The sequence below is a fragment of the Pseudoalteromonas sp. G5_S1_14_S5 genome (assembly GCF_054968605.1).
Window position 1 is genome coordinate 96,743 of the sequence record NZ_JBQKUM010000001.1, and the last position, 20,236, is coordinate 116,978.

At 45.0% G+C, this 20,236-nt stretch carries 18 protein-coding genes; 6 read left to right on the top strand and 12 right to left on the bottom strand.

What is annotated here, in order from left to right:
- Positions 1-108 precede the first annotated feature (108 nt).
- The 5 genes from ACTRWI_RS00410 (at position 109) to ACTRWI_RS00430 (ending at position 5,509) form a co-directional block, all read left to right on the top strand.
- Positions 109-1,053, top strand: coding sequence for a hypothetical protein (locus tag ACTRWI_RS00410; RefSeq protein WP_499128339.1), 945 nt, complete (start codon positions 109-111; stop codon positions 1,051-1,053).
- 191 nt (positions 1,054-1,244) lie between these two features.
- Complete coding sequence (locus ACTRWI_RS00415) at positions 1,245-2,012, top strand: 1-acylglycerol-3-phosphate O-acyltransferase (protein ID WP_499128341.1); 768 nt, start codon at positions 1,245-1,247, stop codon at positions 2,010-2,012.
- Positions 2,013-2,154: 142 nt separating this feature from the next.
- Complete coding sequence (locus ACTRWI_RS00420; RefSeq protein WP_499128343.1) at positions 2,155-2,496, top strand: MBL fold metallo-hydrolase; 342 nt, start codon at positions 2,155-2,157, stop codon at positions 2,494-2,496.
- A gap of 134 nt (positions 2,497-2,630) precedes the next feature.
- Positions 2,631-3,506, top strand: coding sequence for an MBL fold metallo-hydrolase RNA specificity domain-containing protein (locus tag ACTRWI_RS00425; RefSeq protein ID WP_499128345.1), 876 nt, complete (start codon positions 2,631-2,633; stop codon positions 3,504-3,506).
- 455 nt (positions 3,507-3,961) lie between these two features.
- On the top strand, positions 3,962-5,509 hold the full coding sequence (locus ACTRWI_RS00430) for an alanine/glycine:cation symporter family protein (RefSeq protein WP_499128347.1): 1,548 nt from the start codon (positions 3,962-3,964) through the stop codon (positions 5,507-5,509).
- A 119-nt stretch (positions 5,510-5,628) separates the two neighbouring features.
- Here ACTRWI_RS00430 and ACTRWI_RS00435 read toward each other — a convergent pair whose 3' ends face one another.
- The 5 genes from ACTRWI_RS00435 to guaB all read right to left on the bottom strand — a co-directional run bounded on the left by ACTRWI_RS00435 (position 5,629) and on the right by guaB (position 11,216).
- Positions 5,629-6,222 (bottom strand): acetate uptake transporter, encoded by a 594-nt coding sequence (locus ACTRWI_RS00435; protein ID WP_499128349.1) that lies wholly within the window; start codon positions 6,220-6,222, stop codon positions 5,629-5,631.
- A gap of 427 nt (positions 6,223-6,649) precedes the next feature.
- Positions 6,650-7,294 (bottom strand): Na+/H+ antiporter NhaC family protein, encoded by a 645-nt coding sequence (locus tag ACTRWI_RS00440; RefSeq protein WP_499128351.1) that lies wholly within the window; start codon positions 7,292-7,294, stop codon positions 6,650-6,652.
- Complete coding sequence (locus ACTRWI_RS00445) at positions 7,291-7,527, bottom strand: hypothetical protein (RefSeq protein ID WP_499128353.1); 237 nt, start codon at positions 7,525-7,527, stop codon at positions 7,291-7,293. The genes ACTRWI_RS00440 and ACTRWI_RS00445 overlap by 4 nt, the downstream gene beginning before the upstream one ends.
- A gap of 306 nt (positions 7,528-7,833) precedes the next feature.
- The gene (gene guaA, locus ACTRWI_RS00450; RefSeq protein ID WP_499128356.1) at positions 7,834-9,387 is read right to left on the bottom strand and encodes a glutamine-hydrolyzing GMP synthase; all 1,554 of its coding nucleotides are present in this window, start codon (positions 9,385-9,387) and stop codon (positions 7,834-7,836) included.
- Positions 9,388-9,752: 365 nt separating this feature from the next.
- A complete protein-coding gene (gene guaB / locus ACTRWI_RS00455) occupies positions 9,753-11,216 on the bottom strand; it encodes an IMP dehydrogenase (RefSeq protein ID WP_499128358.1) in 1,464 nt (487 codons plus the stop codon).
- A gap of 242 nt (positions 11,217-11,458) precedes the next feature.
- Between guaB and xseA the strand changes: the two genes are divergently transcribed.
- Positions 11,459-12,799, top strand: a complete 1,341-nt coding sequence (xseA, locus tag ACTRWI_RS00460; protein WP_499128361.1) for an exodeoxyribonuclease VII large subunit — start codon at positions 11,459-11,461, stop codon at positions 12,797-12,799.
- A gap of 90 nt (positions 12,800-12,889) precedes the next feature.
- Here xseA and ACTRWI_RS00465 read toward each other — a convergent pair whose 3' ends face one another.
- The 7 genes from ACTRWI_RS00465 to hisS all read right to left on the bottom strand — a co-directional run bounded on the left by ACTRWI_RS00465 (position 12,890) and on the right by hisS (position 20,234).
- The gene (locus tag ACTRWI_RS00465) at positions 12,890-13,117 is read right to left on the bottom strand and encodes a zinc ribbon domain-containing protein (protein ID WP_499128364.1); all 228 of its coding nucleotides are present in this window, start codon (positions 13,115-13,117) and stop codon (positions 12,890-12,892) included.
- 36 nt (positions 13,118-13,153) lie between these two features.
- The gene (locus tag ACTRWI_RS00470; protein ID WP_499128367.1) at positions 13,154-14,155 is read right to left on the bottom strand and encodes a sensor domain-containing diguanylate cyclase; all 1,002 of its coding nucleotides are present in this window, start codon (positions 14,153-14,155) and stop codon (positions 13,154-13,156) included.
- 273 nt (positions 14,156-14,428) lie between these two features.
- Positions 14,429-15,328 carry an alanyl-tRNA editing protein gene (locus tag ACTRWI_RS00475; RefSeq protein WP_499128370.1) on the bottom strand — a complete coding sequence of 300 codons (900 nt, stop codon included), beginning with the start codon at positions 15,326-15,328 and terminating at the stop codon, positions 14,429-14,431.
- Positions 15,329-15,460: 132 nt separating this feature from the next.
- Positions 15,461-16,942, bottom strand: a complete 1,482-nt coding sequence (der, locus tag ACTRWI_RS00480; RefSeq protein WP_499128373.1) for a ribosome biogenesis GTPase Der — start codon at positions 16,940-16,942, stop codon at positions 15,461-15,463.
- A 158-nt stretch (positions 16,943-17,100) separates the two neighbouring features.
- Positions 17,101-18,261, bottom strand: coding sequence for an outer membrane protein assembly factor BamB (gene bamB / locus ACTRWI_RS00485; RefSeq protein WP_004740326.1), 1,161 nt, complete (start codon positions 18,259-18,261; stop codon positions 17,101-17,103).
- Between the two features lie 10 nt (positions 18,262-18,271).
- Positions 18,272-18,886: a YfgM family protein gene (locus tag ACTRWI_RS00490; RefSeq protein ID WP_499128377.1), complete on the bottom strand. Its 615-nt coding sequence runs from the start codon at positions 18,884-18,886 to the stop codon at positions 18,272-18,274.
- Positions 18,887-18,965: 79 nt separating this feature from the next.
- Positions 18,966-20,234 carry a histidine--tRNA ligase gene (gene hisS / locus ACTRWI_RS00495; RefSeq protein WP_063522634.1) on the bottom strand — a complete coding sequence of 423 codons (1,269 nt, stop codon included), beginning with the start codon at positions 20,232-20,234 and terminating at the stop codon, positions 18,966-18,968.
- Between the last annotated feature and the right edge of the window lie 2 nt (positions 20,235-20,236).

Here is a 20,236-nt window from a genome sequence, read left to right on the forward strand (position 1 = left end):
AAACTCGGGGGGAAAAGTGAAACAAACCAGGTGCAAGGCGACAATCGAACAGAGATAATTGTTTTACCGTAATGTCCCCAACCTCAACACTCAGCCGATAGACGCTCAATGACTCAATACTCTTACATAGACATCCCATTCAACCTGCGCCACAGCTGTTGGTTTTGTGGTGAGCCTTCTAATCACACGGTTGAGTTTCCTAAAACCGCTTCGCTTTTTGCCAAGGTTGGTCATGCGCCGATAGCACTGCCAGCGTGTAAAGAGTGCGCGCGTGTGAAATATGCCAAAGACCTAACTTCGATTTGGGCGGTGCGCGACCAGATAAAGCATGCGCTCATTGATAAGTATGCCAAGCACTTAGGTATTGGTGAGAACTGGACAGAGCAAGAGCTGATAGACAGTGAATTTACGGGCGCGACACTTGGTGGCTTTGGGCGCAGCGCTTGGAAGATGTTTCAAATAGCCAAGCAACGAGTCGAGTATCAAGGTTGGCCTTTGTCGCTTGATAACATCGCCATTGAGACCTATGACGAAACCAGTGGCTTTGAGTTTGCAGGCACTCGTTATGCTTCAATCCATTCTTGTATCGATTATTTCACCAGGGCTAGCGGGGTAGACAAAGAACTGCTGTCGGAGCTGGTCAATATTGTTTCATCAGAAAGATTTGGCTACGCACTAAGAATTGCAAAGCTGAACAAGAATGTCCCGAATTCCAAGCGTTTGGCTATCATCGATGAGGTGCTGCTGCAAGAATCTGAACAGCAAGAGATTCTACTGGAACAGGCTAATGCGATGCTTAACCCCAATATTGAAGAAGTGTCGGTTGCTGGCTCAACGGCTCCGGTGTTTGCGATTCAATGGGCACTGGCGAACAAAGTAGAAGATTTCGCTCAGCTATGCGCACTTGAAGATGACTATTTTGACTATTTCGAACACCTTGGCGGCCCTGCGGCTTTCATGTCTTATAACGGTCTTCAGCTCTATTTGGAAGCTCGCCAAAATCCTGAATGGGTAGAAACAACAGACCCAAATAAGCAATATTGGCCCTCATAACCCCGTACTGGTGAACACGTGTAAGCTCGGTAAGCCTATCTATGAGTGATTGTTAGTCATTGTTTTATATACAGATCTAAAAAAAGACGTCTCACACAGTTAATTGTTGCATTTCAGTTAAATAGAGTGAAGACTTCCACTACCTGAAACTATTTAATCACTGCACTCTTGTAGTGAGTAAGGAGTCAATTTTGCTTTCTGTTCTTCGTATTATCTTGGCTACGGTGTTTATTATTTTCACCACAGCCTTTGCCTTTGTTTACTGCTTGTTTAGCCCTAAGAACCCAAAGCATGTGTACTTTTTCTGCCGTTGGTTCAACCAGTTACAGAAGCTCCTTGGCATAAAACTGGTTCAGCGTGGCCTAGAGAATGCACCCACACCAGAAAAGAGCGTGTATATCTCTAACCATCAAAGTGTGTTGGATTTTGTCACCGATCCTGGAATGCTAAGGCCACGTACCGTTTCTCTGGGAAAGCGTGATTTATTGATAGTGCCTTTCTTTGGTCTACTGTATTGGATCACGGGGAACATTCTGATCAACCGTGAAGACAAGTCGAAAGCGCGCGATACGATCAAACAAGTGGCAGAAGCGATTCATCAGCGAGATCTCTCAGTGTGGGTTTACCCTGAAGGAACACGTAGTAAAGGGCGCGGGCTCTTGCCGTTCAAAACGGGCGCTTTCCGAATGGCGATTGAGGCAGGTGTGCCTATCACACCGATGTGCACGAGCACCACTCACAACAAAATCGACTTTAACCGATTAAACAACGGTATTGTGATTACTGAGATGCTTGAGCCTATTGATGTGTCAGGTTACAAGCTGAGTGACGCAAGAGAACTGGCGAATCACTGCCATGCGTTAATGGCTGAGAAGATTGCAGAGCTTGATGCTGAAGTCGCTAGATTGGAATCACAACAAAACCCTAGACTTGATTCCGACCATTCTTCTACGAGCTAACTCGCAGCGAAAACATTGAGTTATCGCTCAATTACTGAAAAAGAGATCTTACGATCGCAACTCTCATTGTTCTTGTTTTACTTGCCGACGGTTATCCGCAAAATAAAGCGCGGGAAACGGCATAGAGCAATGGGAGTAAACGATGGAAGTGATTCACCATGGCGGTAAACATACGGTCACAGGATCTTGTCACGAGTTAAGAGATTCCGGCCAAGCCGTACTTATCAATTGTGGCTTGTTTCAAGGTAAAGAGGTTCAGGGGAAAGACACACGCCCTCTTGATATCGATTTTGAAACATCCCACCTCAATGCCCAACTGTTAACCTACACTCACATAGACCATACTGGGCGACTGCCTTGGTTGCTCGCCACTGGCTTCAACCAACCGATTTATTGCACTCAAGCAACCGCTGAACTTGCCCCTTTGATGATTGAAGATGGCTTAAAGCTGCAAGGGCTAAGCCATAAACAAAGCGAATACTGAAAAAGCTCCATTCATTAATTGTTCCTAAGCCTTATAGAAAGTGGTTTCCTATCGCTGATATATAGCAAAATAACGGAAAGGATCATAGTAGGCCAAATACTCTGTATGCTCGTTTTCAACCTGCCGGGCATATCTTGGGTTCTGCCTATATTGAGATAAAGTTACCCAATCAACAAGTAGTGGTGTTTTCAGGAGACTTAGGGCCAAGTAATACATCGTTACTGCCCGATCCTATGCCTCCTCAACAGGCCGACTACCTGTTTATCGAATCGACCTATGGCACTAGCACACACGATGATATTGCGACACGAGCCGAACGCCTTAAAGCGATCATCGATCGTTCGCTACTCGATGGTGGTGTTATCTTGCTCCCGGCATTCAGTATTGGCCGCACAGAAGAACTCCTGTTTGATATTGAGCAACTGATCTTTGAGCATCAACTCAGTGCCGACATTCCTATCATTCTTGATTCACCGATGGCTCTGAAAGTCACCCGCTCCTACCGACGCTTTAAAGAACTCTGGATCCAAGAGGCAAAACAACGGCTTGAACTGAAACGTCATCCACTGGCATTTGAGCAGTGCATTACTGTCGATGGGCACAGAATGCATAAGAAAATCGTCAATAGACTGCGTTCAACCGGTGAACCTGCGATTTTGGTCGCGGCTTCTGGTATGTGTCAGGGAGACAGAATCATGAACTACTTATCCGCCTTACTGCCCGATAAACGAACCGATGTAATTCTGGCGGGCTACCAAGCGCACGGCACGCTAGGAAGAGCGCTTCAACAAGGTGAAATGCAGGTATCCATCGACAACAAGCAAGTGGAAGTGAGTGCTCAAATTCATGGCATGTCTGGCTACTCTGCTCACGCCGACCAAGAAGATCTGAAGCGCTTTATTGCTGGCATTCCTGTGGCACCCAAAGAAGTGTATTTGATTCATGGCGAACCAGATATCCAGTCTGAATTCACTCAAGAGTTGATAAAACAGGGATTCAATGTTGTTTAAAACAGGCTTTTAACTGGGCACTGCTGCGGATGTAGCGTGCCCTCTTGCCACTCCCTCCTTCAAAATAACACCTCCTCTTCAAGCTGTCAGAGATCTAAATAGAGGTGATATATTCTAACTTCTCGATAACATTCCGCCGGTTACAGCCGTTACTTCCAATCGACTAAAAGAGCAGTTTTCGATCTCAACCCATTATCTATCCTTCAAACAACTCACACTTTTGTGTTAATCACTATTTATGCACTTTTTAAAACCCAAAATATACAACCGGTTGCATTTAATTTTAAATAAAACAACTATCTAAATAGCACTAATTATTAACAATCCGCCCCCACAACATGCTTTATGTCACAGTAATCCGAATGAGCAGTTAAATAATTTAACAATCAGGTTACAAGTGAAGTATTGTGTTGTTCGAAAAACAATCACAAGTAAAACTAACAGGGAAAATACTCATGCAGTCATTCGTTGATTTTTTGAATGGAATAATCTGGAGTCCAGTACTTATCTATCTATGTTTAGGTGCTGGTTTGTTCTACTCGGTCATGACTCGATTTGTACAAATCCGTCACTTTTTTGAAATGTGGCGTTTGTTACTATCTGGTAAAAGTTCGAATAAAGGTATCTCATCTTTCCAAGCACTTGCTGTTTCTCTATCTGGCCGTGTAGGTACAGGTAACATTGCAGGTGTTGCTGCTGCTATCGGTTTCGGTGGCCCTGGTGCGGTATTCTGGATGTGGGTTGTTGCCTTCTTTGGTGCTGCGACTGCATTTGCAGAATCTACGTTAGCGCAAATCTATAAAGAAGAAGACGAAGGCCAGTTCCGTGGTGGCCCGGCTTACTACATCGAAAAAGCAATGGGTCAGAAGTGGTACGCATGGATCTTTGCAATCGCGACGATTTTTGCTTGTGGTATTTTACTTCCAGGTGTTCAGTCAAACAGTATCGGTAACGCTGTAGAAGCTGCATTTGGTTCAGGTTCAATGATAGAAACAGCGGTAGGTACATTCAGTTTCGCTAAAATCTTCACTGGTACCGTTATCTCAATTATTCTTGGTTTCATCATCTTTGGTGGCGTTAAGCGTATAGCGAACTTCACGCAAATTGTTGTTCCATTCATGGCATTGGCTTACATCATCATCGCCTTCATTATCATCCTACTTAATATTGACCAAGTGCCAGTTGTGTTCTCTATGATTATCGGTGATGCATTCACACCTATGGCAGGCTTCGGTGCTGCGATTGGTTGGGGTGTTAAACGTGGTGTTTACTCAAACGAAGCGGGTCAAGGTACTGGTCCTCACGCAGCTGCGGCAGCAAGTGTTGATCACCCAGCTCAGCAAGGTTTGGTTCAATCATTCTCTATCTACATCGATACACTGCTCGTTTGTTCAGCTACGGCGTTTATGATCATCATCACTGGCGCTTACAATGTACATGGCGGGACTGAAGGTGCATTCCTTGTGCAAAATCTTGCTGAAAACGTGAGCGCGAATGGTCCTGTATTTACACAGCTAGCGATTGAAAGTGCACTACCGGGTGTTGGTAAACCATTCATCGCATTTGCTCTGTTCTTCTTCGCATTTACAACAATTCTTGCTTACTACTACATCGCAGAAACGAACATTGCTTACCTGCGACGCACCATCAAGATCCCAGGGATGATGTTTGCGCTTAAACTTATCATGATCGCTGCGGTTTTCTACGGCACGGTCAAAGCAGCGAACCTTGCATGGGCAATGGGTGACGTTGGCGTAGGCTTAATGGCGTGGTTAAACATCGTTGGGATTCTGATCATCTTCTTCATATCTAAGCCTGCGCTAAAAGCTTTGGCTGACTACGAAGAGCAACAGAGTAAAGGCGTGACCGAGTACATATTCAACCCTGTAAAACTAGGCATCAAAGGTGCAACTTACTGGGAAGAGAAGTACAAGCGTAAAACGGGTAAGTCGCCAGAAGCTGAAGTGGCAGATAGCAAGCCAGTAGAACAGCCTTCAGCGTAAGGCCTTCAATTACAGCTTTTAAACGATAAGTTGCTCTAGATTCTGTTTTTCTTTAAAGCAAATGCAAAAAAGGGTTAGCCATGGCTAACCCTTTTTTTATATTTCTAAGAAACGCGAGATTATGCCGCGATTTCTTGTGTTGCCATTTGAGATGCTTTCTTCTCACCGATTGGCAGTACTGTGCGACCATATTCGTTGTTGATTACTTGTGCCATTGCGAAGTAGATAGCAGAAGCGCCACAGAAGATACCTTCGAAACCAGCGATAGTGCCGATCAGTTGGCTACCAGTGAAATCACGAGCTGCAAGAAGGAAGAACAAGATAGTTAGTGAACCGAATACTACTTGCTTCGCTACTGGGTAGCATAGAGAACCGATGAACATGAAGCCTGTAAAGATGCCCCATAGAAGTAGGTACCAACCCATGAATGATGCTGGGCTTGCTGGTAGGCCCATTTTAGGCATTACGATTAGACCAACAAGTGTCAACCAGAATAAGCCGTAAGAGGTAAATGCAGTTGTACCGAACGTGTCACCACGTTTGAAGCACATTGTGCCAACGATAACTTGGCTTAAACCACCGTAAAAAATACCCATCGCAAGGATCATTGAATCTAGTGGAAAGAAACCTGCGTTGTGGATATTAAGAAGAATAGTGGTCATACCGAAACCCATTAAGCCTAACGGCGCTGGGTTAGCTAGTTTGGTCGACATTGCGAATTTACCTTTATCAAATAGGGGGTTAAAAAAAACCAATAAAAATTGTAATGAAATTTTAATTGATAAATCGCTTTTGGGATAATCCAGTTATCGAAAACTAAGGTTGTTGAAATGATCCTATTGGTATTTTGATTTAGTTTTGGCAATTTACATTCATGATGAATATGCGTGGGAGTTCACTATCACGCTATAAAAAGATGCGAGTAACGGGATGCGAAGAGCTAGTCTAGAATCTAGAACCTGCCTTTAGGTATCTACACCAAGGATAAACGAAAGAGATTCCCTACTGCGCTCGTGCCTCGCTATAGGGAATGACGAATGGAACAAAGGAAATGTGAGGGATGAAATGAAGGACAATAGAGAGCTCTTCGTTACTCGATTACTCGCATCCCGTATCTAGTCTATTATTCGTAATCTTAAATTACGCTTTTTGTGTTTTAGATTCAGACACTTGAGATTGAACTTCTGAAGATGCATTCTTACTCGCGTCACGCTTGGCTAGCAGTGTTACTACAACCCGTTGGGCGACAAGTGCACCTAACACGACCAACGAGCTACCAGTAAAGCCTGCGACAACAAAGCTCACTAAAGCAATACAACCGTTCATTAATGCGTAAGGTAATTGCGTCTTAAAGTGCTCAAACTGATCACACCCGGCACCTGTTGAAGAGAGGATGGTGGTTTCAGAGATCGGTGAGCAGTGATCACCAAACAAACCACCAGAAAGCACCGCACCAATCGCAACCAACAGCGGTGCATCAATTGCAACCGCGGTTGGGATAACCAACGGCATCATGATGGCAAAGGTTCCCCATGACGAACCCGTAGCGAATGAGATAATAGCCGAGAGTAAAAAGGCTACAGCAGGCACTAACCAGTAAGGGAAACCGATCTGCGCTTGTTCTGCAATATAAGCCGCAGCACCTAACTCTTTACCAATCGTGCTTAATGCCCACGCCAATACCAAAATAATCGCAACCGGCATCATGTTACCCATGCCTTTTAGGTACACAGAAACGCCATCCGACAGTTTTCTCACGCCGTAGTAAGCCATCAGCGAGATCAAGGTAATCGCGGCAAAGAAATAAGCCGAAGATAATGCAGCTCTGAATGATAAGCCTGTGACCAGATCGCATACATAGGGTCCGAGGTTTTTGCTTGTTCAGCAGCTTGTAATGCCGACTTTTCAACAAGATAACCATTCGGTTTTTTCGGATCAGGTTGAATGTTCAAAGACGCATGACTTTGTGCTGCCAAGGTGCAGCCCAGTACAGTCGCCAAATATATGATTTTTAACATGATGGATTCTCTTATCTGCCCTTAATAAGTCCATCAAAGAGTATGTGGCACATGGGAAATAGCCTAGCTGTTGCGGTATGAATTTATAAAAAGTGCGAGTAATAGTTTTATGTATAGCTAAAGGTAACAATGCGTCTCATGGTTTCTTGAGCTGATATCTAATTTCCAACTAATTTGGTTTCTTACGCTCAATAAGCCGCCTTCAAACCACAACCATTGACTATAAGACGTGGAAAACAAAAAAGCCCCGAACTGAGTTCGGGGCTTTTAATAACTAAATCAAATAGCAGTTAAACCTCTAAGAGATTATTCCCACTCGATAGTTGCTGGTGGCTTACCTGAAATATCGTAAACAACACGTGAAATGCCATCAACTTCGTTGATAATACGGTTAGATACCTTACCTAGGAAGTCGTATGGTAGGTGCGCCCAGTGAGCAGTCATAAAGTCGATCGTTTCTACTGCACGTAGAGATACAACCCAATCGTACTTACGGCCATCGCCCATTACGCCAACTGAACGTACTGGTAGGAATACCGTGAATGCTTGAGATACTTTGTGGTAAAGGTCTGCAGCGTGAAGCTCTTCAATGAAGATAGCATCTGCGCGACGCAGTAGATCACAGTACTCTTTCTTGATTTCGCCAAGAACACGAACACCTAGACCTGGACCCGGGAATGGGTGGCGGTAAAGCATGTTGTATGGAAGACCTAGCTCTAGACCGATCTTACGTACTTCATCTTTAAACAGCTCACGTAGAGGCTCAACAAGGCCCATTTCCATATCATCAGGAAGACCACCAACGTTGTGGTGAGATTTGATTACGTGTGCTTTACCAGTCTTAGATGCTGCAGACTCGATGACATCTGGGTAGATAGTGCCTTGAGCAAGCCACTTAGCATTTGTCAGTTTCTTTGACTCTTCATCGAAGATATCCACGAATACGTGACCGATGATCTTACGCTTAGCTTCTGGTTCAGCCTCGCCTTTAAGCGCTTCTAGGAAACGATCTTCAGCGTCTACTTTGATGATGTTTAGACCAAACTTGTTGCCGAACATATCCATAACTTGCTCAGCTTCGTTCAGACGAAGTAGGCCGTTATCTACGAATACACACGTTAGTTTGTCACCGATAGCGCGGTGAGCAAGCATTGCAACTACTGATGAATCAACACCACCAGAAAGACCAAGAATAACTTCGTCGTCACCTACTTGCTCTTTAATACGTGCAACTGCATCTTCAATGATTGAAGCTGAGGTCCATAGACCTTCACAACCACAAACGTTAAGAACGAAGTTCTCTAGCATTTTCATGCCGTTCTTAGTGTGTGTTACTTCTGGGTGGAATTGAACACCGAAGTATTTCTTCTCTTCGTTTGCCATTGCTGCGTATGGGCAAGTGTCTGTTTCAGCAATCTTTGTGAAATCAGATGGGATCTCAACCACTTTATCACCGTGGCTCATCCAAACATCTTGAGTAGACTCAAGGTCAGCGAACAGTGCTGATTCACCAGTCACTTGTACCGCTGCGTAGCCGAACTCACGCTCAGTAGACGTTGCTACTTTACCGCCAAGTTGCTCAGCCATAGTTTGCATGCCGTAGCAGATACCAAATACAGGAACACCTGAATCAAACACGTACTGGGGTGCACGTGGAGAGTTCTCTTTCGTTACACTCTCAGGGCCACCAGATAGGATGATACCGTCTGGATTGAATTCACGAATATCCGCTTCGTCTACGTCCCAGCTCCAAAGTTCACAGTAAACGCCGATCTCACGAATACGACGAGCAACTAGCTGTGTGTATTGAGAACCGAAGTCTAGAATTAGAATACGTTGGTCATGAATATTTTTAGTCATTTTAAGCAGTCTTATTGGCTATGTGATCAAACGGAGGCGAGTTTACTCACCTCTGATTAACTCTTCAAGAAATAAAGCAAACGTTTTCGTTGGATATCTTTAACCTCGTGTTTTGAGAAAATCAGACCTTCATCAAAACAGGCGCTAGATATAATACCAATCACAGTAAGTAAGTGTTCAGGAATAGCGCAGGAAAAAAGCTTGAGAACAAGGCAGGATTTTCTGATAAGTAGTTATTCTACAATCAAAAATCCTAACGCAGTTATCGAGGTTTTTAACAAGCTAGGGTGACCAGTTATTTACTACGATTGGTATAATAATGTGCCGATTTAATCAGCACATTATTCAAACGTTTGGACGTATTATTAACCTAAACGGTAGTTAGGTGCTTCTTTAGTAATTTGAACATCGTGTACGTGAGATTCTTTCATGCCCGCACCAGAAATACGAACAAATTCAGCTTTAGTACGCATGTCTTCAATCGTCGCAGAACCTGTTAGGCCCATGCTTGAGCGTAGACCACCCATTTGTTGGTGAACGATCTCTTTTAGACGACCTTTGTACGCGATACGACCTTCAATACCTTCTGGAACAAGCTTATCTGCAGCGTTGTCAGATTGGAAGTAACGGTCAGAAGAACCTTGAGACATAGCGCCAAGAGAACCCATACCACGGTAAGACTTATAAGAACGACCGTTGTAAAGGATAACCTCACCTGGTGCTTCTTCAGTACCTGCGAACATTGAACCAACCATCACACAAGATGCGCCAGCAACGATAGCTTTACAGATATCACCAGAGAAGCGGATACCGCCATCTGCGATTACTGGAATACCGTATTCGTTTGCAACTTCCGCTGCGTCTGCAATTGCTGTTACTTGAGGAACACCAACACCAGTAACGATACGAGTTGTACAGATAGAACCTGGACCGATTCCAACTTTAACTGCACTTACACCCGCTTCGATAAGAGCACGAGCGCCAGCACCAGTTGCTACGTTACCACCGATGATTTGTAGATCTGGGTATGCAGCGCGAGTTTCGCGGATACGGTTAAGTACGCCTTCAGAGTGACCGTGTGAAGAGTCGATAAGTAGAACGTCTACGCCAGCTTCAACAAGAGCAGCAACACGCTCTTCGTTACCAGCACCAGCACCAACAGCTGCACCTACACGTAGGCTGCCGCGCTCATCTTTACAAGCGTTTGGTTTACGTTCTGCTTTATGGAAGTCTTTTGCAGTGATCATTCCTGTTAGTTGGAAGTCATCATTTACAACAAGTACTTTTTCAACACGAGCTTCGTGCATTTTCTCTTGAACTTCTTCGCGAGTTGCACCTTCTTTAACAGAAGCTAGACGCGATTTAGGCGTCATTACTACGTCAACTTTCTTAGAAAGGTCTGTTACAAAGCGAACGTCACGGCCAGTAATGATACCAACCAGTTCGTTTGTTTCAGTCACTACAGGGAAGCCAGCAAAACCGTGCTTCTCAGTCAGGGCAACAACATCAGCAATCGTTGCGTCAGGGCTTACTGTTACAGGGTGAGAAACCACGCCTGCTTCGAAAATTTTTACCTGGCGAACCATTTCAGCTTGTTGCTCGATAGACATATTCTTGTGGATAAAGCCAATGCCACCTTCCTGCGCGAGTGCGATAGCCAGACGAGCTTCCGTCACGGTATCCATCGACGCAGAAATCATAGGGATGTTCAGTGAAATGTTTTTAGTCAACTGAGTGCGAAGATCAGCTGTGTTTGGGAGAACAGTGGAGTGAGCTGGCACGAGTAGTACGTCATCGAATGTCAGCGCTTCTTTGGCAATTCTTAGCATTTGCAATATCTCACAATTGAGGAGTAGAAAGAAAAATCCGACTTCATCGTTTCGCATAATGAAGTGCTTTGGATTAGATATTGCGGAGGGATTATACGCACAGGGAAATCGCTTGGCTACACATTTTTGTATTTTTAATTTGCATTTACCCCCTTGATATGTATTATATTACCGCTATCTTCCATACTCACGCCCTGTGAAGTTCCAAGAAAAACCTTCCTTCAAGGAAAGATAGTGCATCTATGACTAATCCAAACATCTTTACTGTTTCTCGCCTCAACTCAGAGGTTCGTCTCCTACTAGAAAACGAAATGGGAATAGTGTGGCTCGTTGGTGAAATCTCAAACTTCTCTGCACCTGTCTCTGGTCACTGGTACCTCACTCTTAAAGACTCTCGCGCTCAAGTTAAGTGTGCCATGTTTCGTGGCAATAACCGCCGAGTCACCTTTAAACCTCAAAATGGTAATCAAGTATTAGTTAAAGCTCGCCTGTCTCTCTATGAGCCACGTGGTGACTACCAACTGATCATCGAAAGCATGCAGCCAGAAGGTGACGGTAAACTTCAGCAAGAATTTGAAAAGCTGAAGATGAATCTCGCCGCTGAAGGGCTGTTTGCTCAATCGAGTAAACAACCTCTTCCTGAGCATCCAAAGCGCGTTGGTGTTGTCACCTCTAAAACTGGCGCTGCACTGTTTGATATTCTGGATGTCTTGAAAAGACGTGATCCTTCGTTACCAGTTGTGGTTTACCCAACCATGGTTCAAGGCGAAGAAGCGGCAATTCAGATTGCCCAAGCGATCGGACGTGCCAATGAGCGCAATGAGTGTGATGTATTGATCGTGGGCCGTGGTGGCGGTTCATTAGAAGACTTATGGTGCTTCAACAACGAGATCGTTGCTCGCACTATTGCTGCAAGCCAGATTCCAATCATCAGTGCTGTCGGCCACGAAGTGGATGTCACTATTGCCGATTTCGTTGCCGATATGCGCGCGCCTACGCCATCAGCTGCGGCTGAATTGGTTAGCCGCGACAACAGTCATAAAGAGCAAGCTTTCGCCTCTAAACGTGCTCGCTTAGTGAGTGCGATTCGCCACATGTTAATCAAACAAGCTCAATCGAATCAAGCATTGAAACACCGCTTAGAAAGACAACATCCTAGCTACCAACTGCAAAAGCAGAGCCAGCAGCTTGATGACCTAGACATGCGTCTGCGTCGCGGTATGGCTCAATACCTAAAGCAGCATGCACAGCGTGTCGAACGTAAGCAGCATCAGCTTCAGTTGAACTCACCAGTTAAACGCTTGGGTGAACAAAAACTTCATCTACAACGCTCTGAGCAAAAACTATTAGATGCGATGGATAAAACTCTGCTAACCACTCGCCACCAGCTTGCGATGGCTGCCGAGAAGTTAGAAACCGTAAGTCCATTAGCAACCCTAAAACGTGGTTACAGCATTACCCATTCAGCATCGAGCAAGACTGTGTCATCGATTAATGACGTCGACGTCGGTGAAGTGATCACCACTCAGGTTGAAGATGGGGTGATTGAGTCGCAAGTGACGGCAAGAGTAACTAAGAGCTAGCTGAAAGCTAATTCGAACGTTAAAAACTAGAAAGCCCTATCGATAATCGACAGGGCTTTTTGTATCTAATAAGAACGCTTAGTAAAAAGGTTATTCCGCAGGTTGGAACTCGAACTTTACTCTCGACTTAGATTTAAGCTCGTTACACTCACCATTACAAAAATAGCTCGCGGCACCACAAGCTTGAAGTTTCTCTAACTGGCTGCTGCACTCTGGGCAGAACCCTACTTTGGTAAAATGTGCCTGACAATTTTCACAGTGATATTGTCCGTCCCAACCAAGCTCTGACTGACACTTAGGGCAGATATTTTTACTCATTAGTATTTCCTAATTCACGACTCTTTTTACAATCTACTACTGCTTGGATTTCGCTTGTTTGATTTGGTACATATTCTTATCAGCTTGTGCGATCAACTGATCTAGCCCCTGTGGATCTTTTTCACAAGCAAGACCAACACTCACTGAGAACTGCACATCATTAATATAAAGCGCTTGTTGTAGTGTTTGTTCTAGTCGGTGATAAAAGCTAACAACGCTATCTTTGTCATCAAAACAAGAGAACACCACAAATTCATCACCACCATAACGGCCTATCTTGGCACACGCTGAAGTAGCATCATCAAGCACCCTAGCAACCGCCAATAGCACATCATCACCAAAGCTGTGACCATAGGTGTCATTGATTAATTTGAATTTATCGACATCGACAAACAGACACGCCATCACCCTCTGTGCAAAAAAGGGCTTGGCCAAGACCTTTTCAGCTTCATTGAACAAGGCACGACGATTCAAGCAATGGGTAAGAGAATCACGATTAGCGAAAAAGTAAAGCTGGTTTTCTAGCTCGTACTTTTCTAATGCCACCGAATATAGAGAAGCGAGCAGCTCTAAGATCTCAAGCTCGAATTCATGTGGCTCGGAAACATATTGACTATAAATAGCGAAAGTACCGAGCACGTGCCCGTTTGAAGAAAGAATTGGCACAGACCAGCACGCATGAAGGTTAGCCTGGGTTGTTAACGCTAAGAAAGGTGCCCAGTTAGGATGGGTATTGATGTCTGAGACCATCACTGCTTTTTTAAGCGCAGCAGCCTCACCACACGAACCAATTCCAACACCGATACCAACGCCCTCTATCTGTTGATTATAGAAATCAGGCAAATTTGGAGCATATTCGAGGTGCAAAGTCTGAGACTCAGCGTTGAGCATTAAAATTGAAGCCATACGCTGACCAAAAAGCTGTTCTGTGAGCTCTATGATCTTGCGGTTTAAGTCCTTGCGATCCATCCCAAGGGCAAGCTTCCGAAGCAACCTATTGACTGCTCGGTGGCCTTTTAATAAAAATTGTTGTTCCATTAACTAAAGCTTTCAATTGTTTAATCGGGTACAGCATGTTGATGATTAACAATAACACACTTAATTACCGCGACACACAATCGAAGATCATAGGTTGATCTTTCGCTTTATCTATTTTGATCAGCGATCTACCCCAAAAAGAATATTTATATCACCACATACCGAAAGCATAAGTTACATATGCTGCATTTCAATTTTAAACAGTTGATTATATTAAAAGTGACAGTGAAAAATAGAATATGCAGCACAAGTTTTTTTGATCTATTGCTCAAATCATCGAATTACATGCGTCAGCATTTCAATGTTTTGGTCATCTAACTGGGTTAACCTAACGGACAGCGTACCAAATTCTGCGGTATTCCCAATGTGTGTACCACCACAAGGGATGGTCACCTGAGTATCTGCATCAAGCTGCCACTTCCAGTAACGAGAGTCTGTTAAAGCCTCCCCCTCTAGCCTCATCGTAACCGCCGTTGGTTGTGCTAACCAAACAGAAATCAGCTCATTAACATCTGCTTCAATGACCTTAAGGTTCGCTAGCATGTCTGCCACATTAAGGCCGCGCTTCTTCAAGGTTTTACCCAAGCGATAAGTGTCTGTACATTGTTCAGGCGTTACAAAGCTGGTTACTTGAGCGTAGCTATTAAAGTCATAGCTGCCCAGTGGATCTTTGCGGTCTGTATCTTTGCGCCAATAGCTGTCAGCTAAGACCTTATTCAACGCTAAGAAGGCGACGTGTCCCGCACTATGACCACGGCTAAGGCTTGCTTGATACTCTTTATCAACCGATAACGATACCTGCTCGTTAATCGTTATCATAGAAGCAGATGCAGGTAGCTGATGGACCACCACAAATACCCAACCCTCTGTATCTCGCTTAACAGGAATATCTGCTGCTACATAAAGTTTTCCAGTAGATTGTTCTATCGCACCCACTAAGCAATCATCAACGGTATATTGCAGGTCGCCAAAGTTAACAGTGCCTTTATCCGCAGGGTGATCTGGCCAAATATGGCTAATTGGGTGAAAAGGAGTCACATCTGTGATTAAGTAGGCTTTGCTCTCATCACTTTCAACATGCAGAACCTTTGCCTCAAGCTGCCAAGTCTGGTGGCAGAATTGGGTGATGGTCGGTGTGATTGCTGCAGGTGTAATCAAGTCGCTCGTTGTCATGTCGTTCTTCTTTTGGAATCTAGTCTAGGTCGCTTACTGATAACTCCTCGCAAGGTGCGGTTATCAAATAACGTAAATTTTGCTTAAAAAAATACCCGAGACAGGCTCGGGTATCAAATCTATTAGAGAGGACTATTTACGTCCTTTAACCATGCTCATCATACGCTTACGCTTGCGCTCTTGAGATATAGTTAGCTTATTCGTCTTAGCTTCAAATGGGTTTTCGCTGTTCTGGAATTGAATGCGGATTGGCGTACCCATGATTTCTAGTGAACGACGGTAGTAGTTCATCAGGAATCGCTTATATGAATCTGGCAGGTCACGAACTTGGTTACCGTGGATAACGATAATTGGTGGATTATAACCACCCGCGTGCGCGTATTTCAGTTTCACACGACGGCCACGAACCATAGGCGGTTGGTGATCATCAGTCGCCATCTTCATAATACGAGTTAGAACAGACGTACCAACACGGGTTGTCGCTGACTTGTAAGCCTCTTGAACCGACTCAAACAAGTGACCAACACCAGTACCGTGAAGTGCAGAGATAAAGTGAATACGTGCGAAATCAACGAAACCTAAACGACGGTCTAGTTCTTTCTTAACGCGCTCTTTCACGTCGTTGTCTAGGCCATCCCACTTGTTTACTGCGATCACGATTGAACGACCAGCGTTCAATGCAAAGCCTAGTAAGCTCAAGTCTTGATCTGAGATGTTCTCACGAGCATCAATAACAAGTAGAACAACGTTCGCATCTTCAACCGCTTTCAATGTCTTAACAACCGAGAACTTCTCTACAGTCTCGTTGATGTTTTTACGACGACGAACACCCGCGGTATCGATCAAAACGTATTCACGCTCATCACGGCTCATTGGGATGTAGATAGAATCACGAGTAGTACCAGGCATATCGTAAACAACCACACGCTCTTCACCTAAGATACGGTTAGTTAGCGTTGATTTACCTACGTTTGGACGACCAATAATTGCAAGCTTGATTGGCTGATCTTGCAGACGCTTAAACTCTTGTTCCGCTTCTTCTTCAGTGAAATCAACCTGCTCTACTTCTTCGTCTTCAAATTCTGTTAGATCGCTAATTTCACCCTGCTCAGCTTTCAGTGCTTCAGCAAATGGGTTTAGAGCAAGATCAATCAGTGCTGTAACACCACGACCGTGCGCTGCAGCAATTTGGTACATGTCTTCTACACCTAGCTGCCAAAAGTCAGCACTTGCTGCGTCAGGGTCAATACCATCAACCTTGTTTACTACAAGCATTGAAGGCTTTTCTAGTTGACGAAGGTGCTTCGCGATAGCAACGTCAGATGGTGTTAGACCAGCACGGCCATCTACCATGAACAGCACAACATCAGCTTCGTCGATCGCAGCTAATGACTGCTCTGCCATTTTAGTTTCAACACCTTCTTCGGTACCGTCGATACCACCAGTGTCGATAACAATAAACTCATGCTCACCAAGTTGAGCATGGCCATATTTACGGTCACGCGTTAAGCCAGGGAAATCCGCAACCAATGCATCACGAGTTCGAGTCAATCGGTTAAACAACGTAGATTTACCTACGTTCGGACGCCCTACTAGAGCAACAACAGGTACCATAACAACCTCTACAATTTCTTCTCTTAATGTAGTTATAGGTAAGCACTTGTTCGCAAGTTTAAACTCTTACCTATAACCACATGGTTTATTAATTTTTAACAATAAAACGGCTCCTGGCTGTTACCAACCAGGAGCCGACTGTGAATTATATCACGCTTTTATTGGCTAATCGTCAGTTTCTTTACATCGCCGTTGCGAGTCGTCACTAAGTAGCCTTCAGGCAGTTCAATTGGCGCTACAGCAAAGCCGCTGTCATCAACCAACTGCTGAGCAACGAACTCACCTGTTGAACGATCTAACCAATGAAGATAACCTTCTGTGTCACCCACAACAACGTATCCGTTAATGATAGCAGGTGCTGTCAGTAAACGGTTTTCTAGCAGTGGAGTACTCCAAAGTTCAGTACCGCTACGAGCATCAACTGCAACCACATGGTCCTTATCTGTAACAAGGAACAAACGGCTGCCGTCACTTGCTAAATCAATCGCTGACGAGTAGTTACGTTTCCAAACTGGCTTACCAGAGCGTAGATCAATGGCAATCAACTGACCATTGATACCAACCGTGTACAAAGTACCCCCCAGTACTACTGGCGATGCATCCACATCAACCAAGCGATCGATTTCCGTCGCGCCCTTTGGTGTACCAACAGGTTGTTGCCAAATTAACTGACCGCGCTCAACAATAGCTGCTGCTAGACGACCATTTGCCGTACCCCAAAACACACCACCAGAAACAGCAACAGGAGCACTGTCGCCACGTAGTGTCAGGCTTGGAACTTCAGTACTGATTGTCCACTTCTGTTCACCGGTCTCTTGGTCTAGCGCGAGCATCATACCGCGGCTAGTATGAACCAAGACCATGTTGTTGTCAGTGGCAGGAGATGCTAGCACCTCACCGTTTACCGATACACGCCACAGCTCTTCGCCAGTCGATTCATCCAGTGCGATTACTTCACCGTTTTCAGAACCAACAAACACTTTGCCGTAAGCTGCAGTTAAGCCACCAGACAAACGAGCCAGCACATCTTTCTCAAGATCTGTTTTCCACAGCTCTTTACCCGTTTCAGGATCAAGCGCTTTAACCAGACCTTCACGGCTTGCAACAAACACTTTGTCGTAAGCCAGCTCAGGTGTCAGTTTTGAAAAGTAGTGACCAACACCATCACCAACCGAGGTCGACCATTCCTGTTTAGGAGTGAACTCACTGTTTACCGTTGGTACTGGCGCCATGATTACGGTGTCTTCTTCACCCGCACAGCCAGCTAACAGGCCAAGAGCAATCGCACACAACGCCGCTTTTGGAAACATCTTCTTCATTCAAAGCGCCTTATTTAGCTAGGTCATCAAGTTTGATTTGAAGCGTTTGGCTCGCATCAAGAGCTTGCTGTGCTTCTGTGTAAGCACTGTATGCTGCGTCTGTGTCGCCTTTACGAAGTGAGATATCACCACGTAATTCAGCCACGCGGCCTTTCCAAGACTCGTCCGTTACTGCAGCAAGATCAGACAAAGCAGCATCAAATTCACCTTGCTCAGATTTGATACGAGCAACACGGTAAGTCAGTAATGGCGAAAGTGCCGCATCCTTAGTTGCCGCTTTTGCCCACTCTAGCTGCTCAAGTGCTGCAGATAATTCACCCGCTTGTACTTGTACTTTTGCTAGCTGCATAGCCGCAAGTACTGAGTATTCAGCGTCTTTGTTCGCGTCGATAAAAGCTTGAATATCAGATTGAGCATCAACGCCTTTTGCATCCAAAGCAGAGATCACTGTCGTGTAGCTTTCTGAAGCAGCTTCACGCGCCTCAACGACTGAATCTTGGTAGTAGCGCCAACCGAATAGACCACCTAAACCAATAACCGCACCGAAGATTACGGCTTTACCGTTCTCTTTCCACCACTCTTTAATGGCTTCAACCTGCTGCTCTTCGCTATCGTAAAGTTCCACTTCCTGTCCTCTTTAATTCTTTAAACACCAGCATAGTACTGACGTAAATATTCGTTATGAGCGTTTGCTCTAAGGCTAATTAGATTAGCGCAGCTACTTTGGCAGCAACGTCTGCTTGGGCAACAACTTCTTGTTCACCACCAACCAGATCTTTCAATACCACAGTGTTGTCTGCTACTTCGTTTTCACCCAGTACCAGAGCAACTACAGCACCGACTTTGTCTGCACGTTTGAATTGCTTCTTGAAGCTACCACCACCGAAGTGGCTCATTACACGTACACCCTCAACGGTATCACGTAATTGATTCGCTAGTTGCATGCCCGCGATCATTGTGCCTTCGCCAGCTGCAACCATGTAAACGTCAACACTGCGACGAACTTCTGTTAGCTCTAGCGTTTCCATCATTAAGACTAGACGCTCTAAGCCCATTGCGAAACCAACAGCTGGTGTTGCTTTACCACCCAGTTGCTCAACAAGACCGTCGTAACGACCACCGCCACATACGGTACCTTGAGCACCTAGGCTTTCAGTGATCCACTCAAATACTGTGCGGTTGTAGTAGTCCAAACCACGTACTAGACGCTCGTTAACTTGGTATTCGATACCAACAGCATCAAGAAGTTCACACAAACCAGCAAAATGTTGCTTCGACTCTTCACCCAAGTATTCAGAAAGTCGAGGTGCGTCACCTAAGATCGCTTGAACGTCTGGGTTCTTAGTATCTAGTACACGAAGTGGGTTTGTGTGCATGCGACGTTTGCAATCTTCGTCTAGCACATCAATGTGCTGTTCTAGGAAAGCAACAAGTGCTGTACGATAGTTTGCGCGATCTTCAGTAGAACCGATTGAGTTCAGCTCTAGACGAACGTGCTTGTCGATGCCTAGCTCACGCCATAGACGTGCAGTCATCATGATAAGTTCTGCGTCAACGTCTGGACCGTCTAGGCCAAACACTTCCACACCACACTGGTGGAATTGACGGTAGCGACCTTTTTGAGGACGCTCGTGACGGAACATTGGCCCCATGTACCATAGGCGTTGTTCATCACGGTTAATAAGGCTGTTTTGGATGCATGAACGTACACAACCCGCTGTGCCTTCTGGACGTAGCGTTAGACTATCGCCATTACGGTCATCAAAGGTGTACATCTCTTTTGAAACAACGTCTGTCTCTTCACCCACTGCGCGGCTAAATAGGTTTGTTTCTTCAACGATAGGCATACGCACTTCGTTGTAACCGTGTGCACTCACCACGTTCTTCACTGCGTTTTCTACTTTCTGCCACAGTGGTGATTGAGTAGGTAGGCAGTCGTTCATGCCTCGGATTGCTTGGATATTTTTAGCCACAA